Genomic DNA, 10,375 nt, shown 5'->3' on the forward strand with positions numbered 1-10,375 from the left:
CTTCCCCGGCAACCTCCCTCCGGTCCTGCTCCCGCGAAGCCGTGTCGCCCCCCCTCCTCTCCCACCTGCGCCGCAACGCGGCCGCGTATGGCGCCCTGCTGACGGGGCTGCTCATCACCGCGGGGGCCACGGCCTACGTCCAGCGCGGCGTGGACCTGCGCCGGGAGCAGCTCTTCGAGAACGCCGTCACCGACGGCAGCGTGGCGCTCCTGCAACGCATGGACATGTACCAGGCCATGTTGCTGGGCACGCGCGGGGTGTTCAGCGGCAGCCAGGAGGTGGAGCGGCGGGAGTTCCGCGCGTACACCGCGAGCCTGGAGGCCCGGCGGCGTTTTCCTGGCATCCAGAGCATCGGCTTCGCCCAGTGGCTTCGCGAGGAGGACCTTCCACGGCACGAGGCCGAGGTGCGCGCCGAGGGCTTCCCCGACTATCGCATCCGTCCCCGCATCGTGCGGCAGGACCACGCCGTCATCACCATGGTGGAGCCCTTCGACGGGAACAACGCGCGCGCGTTCGGCTTCGACATCACGTCCGAGCCCGTGCGTCACGCGGCCCTCCAGCGCGCGCTGGAGACGGGGCTGCCCGCGGCCTCCGGCAAGGTGCGGCTGGTGTCGGAGCCGAAGAGCGCACCGGACCGACAGGTGGGCTTCCTGCTCTACGTGCCGCTCTACGAGGAGCCCGAGCCCTCGACCCCCGAAGCACGCCGCGCCCAGATTCAGGGCTTCGTGTTCGGCGCCTTCCGCATGAGGGACCTGGTGGAGGGCCTGCGCTTCCCCGGCTTCCAGTCCACCATCGACCTGACCATCTACGACGGGGCGGGCACCCGCGCGACGGACCTGCTCTACACCTCGCGCTCCGAGCAGACCCCGAAGGGGCGCGGCCTGCTGCGTGAGCAGCTCACCGTGCTGGTGGCGGGAACCCCCTGGACGCTCGTCTTCACCACGCGGCCCGCCTTCTTCGAGGGGACGCGCTCCAGTCACCCGGCCACGGTGGCCGGCGGTGGGCTGCTGATGTCGCTGCTGGTGTTCCTCGTCACGCGCGCCCAGGTGAACGCGAGGGCCAGCGCGGAGCGTGCCAGCGCCAAGCAGCGGCGACTGGCGAGCGAGGCCCGAGCGGCGGTGCGGGTGCGCGACGAGTTCCTCAGCGTCGCCGCGCACGAGCTGCGCACGCCGCTGACGTCCCTGAAGCTCCAGCTCCAGCTCCTCTTCCGACAGCTCCACCAGGGCGAGCCCGTGGACACGGTGCGCCTGGAGCGCGGCGTGGAGACCTGCGAGCGGCAGACGACCCGACTCACCAAGCTGGTGGACAGCCTGCTGGACGTGTCGCGGCTGTCGAGCGGCAAGATGGAGCTCCAGTTGGAGCCGCTGGAGCTGGGAGAGCTGGTGCGCGAGCTGGTGCGCCGCTTCGAGGCGGAGGCGCAGACGATGAACGTGCGCCTGGACGTGGACACGCCCGAGCCGGTGACGGGCCGGTGGGACCGGCTGCGGCTGGAGCAGGTCATCACCAATCTATTGTCCAACGCGCTCAAATACGGACACGGCGCGCCGGTGGACGTGCGCGTGCTCGGGGACAAGGCAGAGGCCCGGCTGGAGGTGAGGGACCGGGGCATCGGCATCGCGCCCGAGGACGCGGCGCGCGTGTTCGACCGCTTCGAGCGCGCGGTGTCCAGCCGCCATTACGGCGGCCTGGGCCTGGGGCTGTTCATCACCCGCCAGCTCGTCGAGGCACATGGCGGACGCATCTTCCTGGAGAGCCACCCGGGTCAGGGCACGACCTTCGTCGTCGTGTTGCCTCGCACCGGACCTGTCTCCGGGACACAGATGCCACCCCCGCCCCCGACGGAGCCTACCGGGCCGCTCGCGCCCTGAGCGGGAGCCGAGCCCGACGAGAGGACACGTCCCCCGCCGGGCTCGTGCCACCTGTCAGAGGCGCGCGAACCGGGTGTTGTTACTCGTACGTCGGCAGACAGCGGCTGCCGACCGCCGTGTACGGCTGCCAGACACAGCGCTGCGAGCCCGTCCTACAGGCCTCCTGCGTCTTGAACTGCGCGCAGAAACATTCCCAGGCATTGGCGCTGGAGCAGAGCTCCTGCTCCGTCCCGGAGACAGCCTCCGGCTCGGTTCCAGCGGACTCGACACCACCACCACACGCGGACAGACCCAGGAGCGAAAACAACACGACCAAGCGACGCATGATGTGAACTCCAGCGCGATGAGGGCGCAGCCACCCTCGGTGAGCTGGACCTTGCCTCAGGCATCAGAGGGGTGTCCAGGATTACAAGGAAATAAGAATTTCCCAGCAACGACAGTGCCTCGTGAGAGGCACCGATTCCTAGACACCGACGGACGACAGGTGGCGCAAGGTGGAGGGTGGCGCGGCGCTACCAGGCGTAGTCCTCGGGCGCGGGACGGTGCCCCGGGAAGATTTCATCCAGCCGGGCCAGGGCCTTGTCATCGAGCTTCACCTCGAGCGCTCGGAGCGCCGCGTCGAGCTGCCCCGCGGTGCGGGGTCCGATGATGGGCGCGGTGACGGCGGGTTGGTGCAGCAGCCACGCCAGCGAGACGTCACCCGGCTCGTGTCCCAGCTCGGCGGCGAGACTCTCGTAGCGTTCGATTCGCTCGCGATTCTTCTGGAGGGCTTCCTGCGCGCGGCCCTCCAGCCGGCGCTTGCCCTCGCGTTCCTTCTTCAGCACGCCGCCGAGCAGACCGCCCTGGAGCGGAGACCACGGCAGGATGCCGACGCCGTAGTGCTGAGCGGCGGGCAGCACCTCCAGCTCCACGGTGCGCGCCATCAGGTTGTAGAGGGACTGCTCGCTCACCAGCCCCATGAAGTCGCGTCGCGCGGCGGCGGCCTGGGCCTGGGCGATGTGCCAGCCCGCGAAGTTGCTGCTGCCGACATAGAGCACCTTGCCCTGGGCGACAGCGACCTCCATCGCCTGCCAGATTTCCTCCCACGGCGTGGCGCGGTCCACGTGGTGGAACTGGTACAGGTCGACGTAGTCGGTGCGCAGCCGCTTGAGGCTGGCGTCCAGCGCGCGGCGGATGTTGAGCGCGGACAGCTTGCCCTCGTTGGGCCACTCTCCCATGGGGCCGTAGAGCTTGGTGGCGAGCACGGTGCGCTCGCGCCGACGGCCGCCCTGCGCGAACCAGTTGCCGATGATTTGCTCGGTGCGGCCCTTGTTCTCGCCCCAACCGTAGACATTGGCCGTGTCGAAGAAGTTGATTCCCCGCTCCAGCGCGGAGTCCATGATGGCGTGCGCGTCAGGCTCCTCGGTGGTCCAGCCGAAGTTCATCGTGCCCAGGCACAGCCGACTGACAGAGAGCCCCGAGCGCCCCAGGTTCGTGTACTTCATGTCGACTCCCTCGCGGCCGGATGGAAGGACGCTGCGCGTTGGGGAACGGTCCGGCCGGATGCCGTTCGAGCGCGCCACAGTGACGACTTGCATCCAGTGCGTCGAGTCCGAACAGGACCACCGTTCAATCCCTGCCCTTCGACCCGGACCCTCGCAGGGGGCGTCACGAGCGTGGGGGGCCACGGGCTCAGCGCAGCGCCACCGACGTCATTCGCGACACGATTCGCAGACAGGCCTTGAGGGCGGGGCCTGGGGGCGTGGGAGCTCGGGCAATCACCAGGTCCACGTGGCGGGGAGCTCCCGCGACGGCGCGATAGACGGCGCCCTCTCGCGAGAAGGTGCGGACCGACTCCGGGAGGATGGCGCACCCGAGCCCGGCCGCCACCAGGCTCACCATGGTGAACCACTCCACCGCCTCGGTGACGAACGTGGGCGTAAACCCCGCCTCCAGGCACATGCCCATCATCGCGTCATGCAGCGACGGCGCCGTGTCCCGCGCGAAGCCGATGAAGGGCTCATCCGCGAGCTGCTCCAGCGGCACCCGCGCGCGGCGCGCCAGCCGATGACGCGACGGCAGAACCAGCACGAGCGGCTCCCGGCGCAGCGTGTCGACGCGAACCCCTGGCGCGATGACGGGCCCGCGCACGAAGGCAACGTCGAGCTGTCCCAGCCGGACCTCCTCCAGGAGCGTCACGCTGTCCGCCTCGCGCAGCATGAGGTGCACATCCGGGTGCTCGGCCCGCAGGCCGCGCAGGACGTCCGGCACCAGGGCGAACGCGGCCGGATTGACGAACCCGACGCGCAGCAAGGACTGCTGCTCCCTGGCGGTGCGCTGGGCGGCCTCCGCCGCATGGGACAGGTGGACGAGCGCTCGCCTTCCCGCTTCGAGCAGCGTCCTGCCCGCCGGGGTCAGCTCGACGCGCCGCCGGTCCCGCTTCAAGAGCTGACAGCCCAGCTCCTCCTCCAGGCGGCGAATCTGCTGGCTCAGCGCGGGCTGCGCCAGACGCAGGCGCTCCGCGGCCTTGCGGAAATGCAGCGTCTCCGCGACCGCGATGAAACACGTGAGGCGACGGGCATCGAGCGTGGGTGAGATCACTTCGCTATCACAGGCCTGGATTTCGGTATTGGACGCGAGGCGGGGAGCTGACTTCTAACGGAGCCCATGTCCTCGAGCATCATGGCCTTCCTGGCATCGCTGTCACTCGCCATTTCGGGCGTGCCCCGGTTCGAGCCCGCACCCTGCCCCGCCACCGTGGAAGCCGGGGAGCGCATCGACTGTGGGTTCCTGGTGGTTCCGGAGAATCGGAGCAAGGCGGAAAGCCGCTCCATCCGGCTGCCGGTGATGCGTCTGCGAAGCCGCGCCGAGCACCCGGCGAAGGACCCGCTGCTCTTCATGCCGGGCGGCCCCGGGGTCAGCTCCGTGGCCCGGCTGCGCTCCGGGAAGAAAAACCTCCTGCTCGACGAGCGCGACCTCATCGTCCTCGAGCAGCGCGGCGTGAAGATGGCCCAGCCGGCGCTGGAGTGCCCCGAAATCAACACGCTCAAGGGAGAGATGGCGGCGGGCCGGCTGCGCGGTGCCAGTGCCCAGAACGCGCTGACGAAGGCGGCGGGCCGCTGCCGCGCGACGTTGACGGCGTCCGGGGTCGACCTGGACGGGTACACGACGACGGCGACGGCGGATGACATCGAGGATTTGCGCAAGGTCCTCGGCTACGAGACGTGGAACCTCCAGGGCCTCTCCTACAGCACGCGGTTGATGCTCACCGTGCTGCGCAGACATCCGGCGGGAGTGCGCTCGGTCATCCTGGATTCGGTGCTGCCGCCCGAGGTGAACTTCGACGAGGTCGCCGCGGTGAACCTGCTGCGCTCGCTCGACCTCGTGTTCGACGGGTGCGCCATCGACCGGGAGTGCTCGGCCGCGCATCCCGACTTGCGCAAGCGCTTCGCCCAGCTCGTCGCCACCGCCGAGCGCAAGCCCTTGCCGCTCGTCTTGAAGGAGGCCGCTACGGGAGGTCGGCCGGTGGAGGTGCGTGGGGCGCAGGTCGTCGAGGCCCTCTATTCGGCGCTGCATGACCCCGAGCGGATTCCCCTCCTCCCGCGCATCATCAGCCGGGCGGCGGCGGGCGATTACTCGGAGCTGACGCCGCTGGTGGAGGACAGCCTGGGTCCGTCGACGATGAGCTGGGGGCTGCGGCTGTCGGTCTGGTGCTCGGAGGAGATTCCGTTCGAGGACCCGAAGCGCATCGCGGCGCAGCGCTCACCGGCCCTGGGGCTGGGCGGGGTGGACGAAGGGACGGCGTCCATGGAGACGTGCCGGGTGTGGAACGTGGCGCCAGTGCCCGCGGAGGAGAACACGCCGGTGAAGAGCGACGTGCCGACGCTCATCTTCGCGGGGGAGTTCGACCCGGACACGCCTCCTGACTGGGGACGGCAGTTGCTCGAGTCCATGTCACAGGCCCGCTACGTCGAGCTGCGAGGCTACAGCCATGGCGCGTCGTTCAATCGCTGCGGAGGACAAGTCACCATGGCCTTCCTCCGCGACCCCAAGGGGCCACTGCCCCTGGACTGCGTCCTCCAGCTTCGCGGCGCGGACTTCGGCAAGAGCGCAGCGGCACCTTGAGGCGCCGTTGCGTCCGAGGCGCTAACCTCTGGAGGCATGACGACCAGGACACTCCCGTTCCGAGGGAGCATGAGCCACAAGCCTTCCGAGAGCCTCCGTCACGATATCGAGCGGTGGCTGAGAGAGTTCCTGCTCAATCCCACGGAGCCCGCTGACCAGCGCGAGCGGGCCCGCGAGCTCGGCGGGCTGCCCCTGTACGCCGACATGGGCGGCCTGGTCGTCCTTCGCCCAGACGGCACGGTGTTGACGTACGACTGGGAGGAATCCAAGTCCGAAGCGACTGATGACGTGTGGAAGGTGGTCGCACTCACCACGAGCCGCGAGAAGTATCCCCGACTGCGGGAGCTGTTGCCCGAACGCACCGTGAGCGCGCTCGACTGCGCGGCCTGCACGGGGACGGGGTCCATCCTCCGCACCGCGACGTGCTGGAAATGCCTGGGCCTCGGCTGGCACGAGCCAGAGGCCGTTGGCGTCGCGGGTTGAAGGAGCCTCGCCGGAAGCCGGCGTCACTCCATCAAGCCACGTGAGATGCGCGACGAACGCGCCGCTGCACGAAGTGGGTGAGCAGCAACACCACGCCCCACCACACCAGCCCCCAGACAAGGACGACCGCGACCCAGCCGAGCACCGATGGTCCGGCCCAGCCGCCCGACGGCTCCTGCGACAAGACTGGGAGCCCCAGGGCACGCAGGGGCATCAGCGGCAGGTAGACGGAGCCGGCCAGCGCGGGCGCAATCGACGCCGGGACGAAGACAATCGCGAGGAAGTGCAGCGCCATCATCGCGCCCCAAGCCACCCATCGAATCAGCATTGCGTCACAGCCTCTGGTGACCGGGCCCATGAGTCAAGGGCAGCCTCAGGGCACGGCGAAGGCACGCAGGTGCGTCCACTCGTCCTTCACCGTCGCGGCCAACATCGCCTCCTGCAGCGAAGGGAGAGGCCACGCGTCGAGTTCGAGACTCCTCGAGACGCGCGCGACCTCCCGTCCCTCTTCGAGCGCCAGCGCCGCTTGGGTGAGTCGCTCGGAGTCAATGAGCAGCATGGCCCCCTCCCTCATCGTGTTCAGCCCCACCAGGCGCTCGACGAGCGTCGACTCGGCCGCCATGCGCTCGCCCAGGGACCACAGCACCCGCCCCAGCCGCATGCGGTGGTCGGTGGAGAGCCTCCCGTAGGAGGCATCGACGACCTTGGAGATCAAATAGGGCCCGTCAAGCACCAGCTCATTCACCATCACCATGAAGGCGCCATTCTCGGGGTGAGTCACTCCCGCTGACCTCAAGAGCCGCTCAGCCTCCGCGTACATCGACACGGTGGACGTGGGCCGGAAGTCGGGCAGGGCCGCGATGCGCTCCAGTTCGCGGAGCTCTTCGTCCGTGAACGGCGCATCGGCCACGCGAGGCTCCAGCAAGAGAAGGAGGGAGCGCTGCATGTCCGTCGGCGCATCCTCCGCGAAGCGACGGAGTCGTGACCGCAACAGGTCGCGCTGCTCCCCAGCCAGGACATCGCGCTGGAAGAACGCCAGGGCGGCCAGCAGCAATCCAGGGTCCTTGACCTCCTCCAGATGCGCGAACAGCCAGCGCCGCGACTCCGCATCAAGCTCGTCGCCGGCGAGCGCGAGCACCAGCCGGACCTCCGCGCTGTTCGTCCGCCCCCAGGCTCCAGCCAGCAGTGCCTTCGCCTTCTCCAGGAGATCACCCATCCCGTCGAACAGGTCGCGGTCCTGGAACCCCGGACGACCCGCCTTCCTCCACGCCCACAAGAATGAGTCGCGCCAGTCCTCTGTCGGGTGGGTACCGCGCCTCTCGATGAGCACTTCGAGGACCGGTGCTTCGAGACTCGCGGGCGCCGATGCGCGCAGGCGCTTCACCATCCCCGTGGCCTCCTTCAGCGAGCCCCGCTCCAAAAAGACACAGGTCTGGACGAAGAGGGCCTTCGCGTCGGTGGGCGCATCTGCGAGGGCTTCGTCGAGTTGCCGCTGCGCGGTGTCGAAGTCCTTCCGCTCCGTGGCCTCGACAGCGCGCGCCACTCGCATGGAGTGCTGCTCCGGATGGGACACCAGCAAGGGAGTGGCCTGAGAATGCATACCGCCCGGGGTGGTGGAACATGCGGCGAAGAACAGGAGCAGAAAGGAACGCGCGAAAGACATGGGCGCTCCGAGCCTACCCGAAGTCACCGTGGAGACCGCCCCTGCCCTGGCGGCACGCGGGTGGTGCATTTCTTCCAAGCGCTCGCGGCCCGTTCGGGGTGGAATCCGCGTCCAACATCCTGGAGGCCACACCCCATGTCGTCGACCGCTTCACCGCTCGCAGCCCCCGAACCGTGGGACCTCGTCGCGCCCGAGTACGTGCGCGAGCTGCTCCCCGTGTTCGAGAACTTCGCCCGGGACGCCCTCTCTCGCATGGCCGTCGGCCCGGGCTCGCGCGTGGTGGATGTGGCGGCGGGTCCCGGCACCCTCTCCCTGCTCGCGGCGCGACAGGGCGCCCGCGTGACGGCGGTGGACTTCGCCCCCCAGATGCTCTCCGCGCTGCGTGAGCGCGCCACCGCGGAAGGGCTCGACATCGAAGCGCTCGCCGGCGACGGCATGGCCCTGCCCCTGCCCGACCAGACGTTCGACACCGCCTTCTCCCTCTTCGGCCTGATGTTCTTCCCGGACCGCCCGCGCGGCTTCCGCGAGCTGCACCGCGTGCTCGTCCCAGGCGGCCGCGCCATCGTGTCGAGCTGGCTGCCCTTGGAGCACTCCCCCGCGATGAACACCGTCTATCAAAGCTTCGCGGAGCTGATGACAGGCGGCGGTGGTGGCGGTGGCGCGCCTCGGGACGGCATGATGCCCTTGTCGGACCGGGAGACGTGTCTGCGCGAGATGGCCTCGGCTGGCTTTGACGAGGTCGCCGTGTACGAGACGACGGCCCGCGCGGAATACCCATCCACCGCCGCCATGGTGGACTCCATGATTCGCGCGAGCGCCCCCGTCGTCCTGGCGCGCAAGGCCCTGGGTGAGAAGTGGCCCTCCATCCAGCAGGCCCTGCTGGAGAAGGTCTCCACCGTCCTGGGCCCGGGACCCCAGGTCGGCCTCTTCAATGCCTACCTCACCACGGGCATCCGCCATCCGTCCGCGGCGTCCAAGAACAGACACCCCACCGCCAACAAGCGTTGACCGAAAGACAGTCCCGCCACTTTTCCCGGCCCCTGGAGCCCGGAACGCCCGATTGTGACCTTTCCTCTCTCCGGAACGTCTGCGATGGCATTGCGGCTCCGGAGACAGCGTGGGGACCTACCGCATCGTGAAGAAGCTGGCCGCGGGCGGTATGGCCGAGGTCTTCCTGGGCAAGGTGGTGGGCGCCGAGGGCTTCGAGAAGCCTGTCGCCGTCAAGCGCATCCTCCCCTCCTTCGTGCAGGACGCGGCCTTCGTCGACCTGTTCCTGCGCGAAGCCAAGCTCTCCGTCTCGCTTCAGCACGGCAATGTCTTGCAGGTGCTGGACCTGGGCTCCAGCGCCGGCCAGTACTACATGGTGATGGAGTTCGTGGACGGGGAGAACCTGGGCGCGCTGCTCAAGGCGGCGCGCAGGCGACAAGTCCCGTTGGGGATTCGCGAAATCTGCTTCATCGCCCAACAGGTGGCGGACGGCCTCGCGTATGCCCATGGCTGCACGGACTCCAGCGGCGCCCCGCTCAACATCATCCACCGCGACGTCAACCCCTCCAACGTCATGGTCTCCAGCAACGGGGGCGTGAAGCTGGCCGACTTTGGCATCGCCAAGGTCGCGGACGAGGGACACCAGGAGACGCAGGTCGGCGTGCTCAAGGGCAAAATCAACTACCTGTCCCCCGAGCAGGTCCACGGCCGTCCCGTGGACCAGCGCAGCGACATCTTCCTGCTGGGCCTGCTGCTCTACGAGATGCTCGCCGGACGCCGCCTCTTCGAGGGGACCACACCTCACATCATCCACGCGCTGGGCAACTTCGACGAGCGCGCCCTGGAGCCCCTGCCCGGCGTCCCCGCGCCGCTGTGGGCCCTGCTCCTGCGCGCACTGGCCGCCCAACCCGCCGCGCGCTTTCCCGTGGCCCGTGAGTTCTCCGAGTCCATCCAGAACTTCCTCTTCGACCACCGCCTGCGCGTGAGCGCCTCCGACATCGCCAGCCTCTTCGGCCGCGCCTTTCCCGACTGGCGCTCGCCCCTGGCGGACCTGGCCAGTGTCCCCGGAGAGGAGATTCGCCTGGAGGGCGCGGACTTTCCGCGCACGCGCACTCCTCCCGGAAGGGAGACCCGACGTCCTCCTCCGGGCCCACCACCCATGCTGCGTCCCGTGACGCCGCCTCCCAACGGGATGGGAGTCACAGCGGTGGCTCGCCCTCCCACCGCGAGTCCTCCGACGCTGGGAATCGAGCCCCCCACACGACTGGCC

General features: G+C 69.2%; 10 protein-coding genes. 5 read left to right on the forward strand and 5 right to left on the reverse strand.

What is annotated here, in order from left to right; translation table 11 throughout:
- Positions 1-41 precede the first annotated feature (41 nt).
- Positions 42-1,868, forward strand: coding sequence for a CHASE domain-containing protein (locus HR086_RS39815; RefSeq protein ID WP_174468223.1), 1,827 nt, complete (start codon positions 42-44; stop codon positions 1,866-1,868).
- 79 nt (positions 1,869-1,947) lie between these two features.
- Here the strand turns inward: HR086_RS39815 and HR086_RS39820 are convergent, their stop codons facing one another.
- The 3 genes from HR086_RS39820 to HR086_RS39830 form a co-directional block, all read right to left on the reverse strand.
- The gene (locus HR086_RS39820) at positions 1,948-2,193 is read right to left on the reverse strand and encodes a hypothetical protein (protein ID WP_141643326.1); all 246 of its coding nucleotides are present in this window, start codon (positions 2,191-2,193) and stop codon (positions 1,948-1,950) included.
- A gap of 187 nt (positions 2,194-2,380) precedes the next feature.
- Positions 2,381-3,352, reverse strand: a complete 972-nt coding sequence (locus HR086_RS39825) for an aldo/keto reductase (RefSeq protein WP_174453941.1) — start codon at positions 3,350-3,352, stop codon at positions 2,381-2,383.
- Positions 3,353-3,539: 187 nt separating this feature from the next.
- Entirely contained in the window at positions 3,540-4,448 is a 909-nt protein-coding gene (locus HR086_RS39830; protein WP_174453940.1) for a LysR family transcriptional regulator, read from the reverse strand.
- Between the two features lie 66 nt (positions 4,449-4,514).
- On the opposite strand from HR086_RS39830, the gene HR086_RS39835 reads away from it, so the two are divergent.
- Entirely contained in the window at positions 4,515-5,972 is a 1,458-nt protein-coding gene (locus HR086_RS39835) for an alpha/beta fold hydrolase (RefSeq protein WP_174468224.1), read from the forward strand.
- Positions 5,973-6,041: 69 nt separating this feature from the next.
- On the forward strand, positions 6,042-6,455 hold the full coding sequence (locus HR086_RS39840; protein ID WP_174468225.1) for a hypothetical protein: 414 nt from the start codon (positions 6,042-6,044) through the stop codon (positions 6,453-6,455).
- A gap of 31 nt (positions 6,456-6,486) precedes the next feature.
- Here the strand turns inward: HR086_RS39840 and HR086_RS39845 are convergent, their stop codons facing one another.
- Positions 6,487-6,783: a hypothetical protein gene (locus HR086_RS39845; RefSeq protein ID WP_141643321.1), complete on the reverse strand. Its 297-nt coding sequence runs from the start codon at positions 6,781-6,783 to the stop codon at positions 6,487-6,489.
- Between the two features lie 45 nt (positions 6,784-6,828).
- Positions 6,829-8,004 (reverse strand): hypothetical protein, encoded by a 1,176-nt coding sequence (locus tag HR086_RS39850; RefSeq protein ID WP_174468226.1) that lies wholly within the window; start codon positions 8,002-8,004, stop codon positions 6,829-6,831.
- Between the two features lie 249 nt (positions 8,005-8,253).
- On the opposite strand from HR086_RS39850, the gene HR086_RS39855 reads away from it, so the two are divergent.
- Positions 8,254-9,126 (forward strand): class I SAM-dependent methyltransferase, encoded by an 873-nt coding sequence (locus HR086_RS39855; protein ID WP_174468227.1) that lies wholly within the window; start codon positions 8,254-8,256, stop codon positions 9,124-9,126.
- A gap of 109 nt (positions 9,127-9,235) precedes the next feature.
- On the forward strand, positions 9,236-10,375 hold a 1,140-nt coding region (locus tag HR086_RS39860), incomplete at its 3' end, for a serine/threonine-protein kinase (protein WP_174468228.1).

It is taken from the genome of Myxococcus sp. CA039A (assembly GCF_013336645.1).
GTDB lineage: Bacteria > Myxococcota > Myxococcia > Myxococcales > Myxococcaceae > Myxococcus > Myxococcus llanfairpwllgwyngyllgogerychwyrndrobwllllantysiliogogogochensis.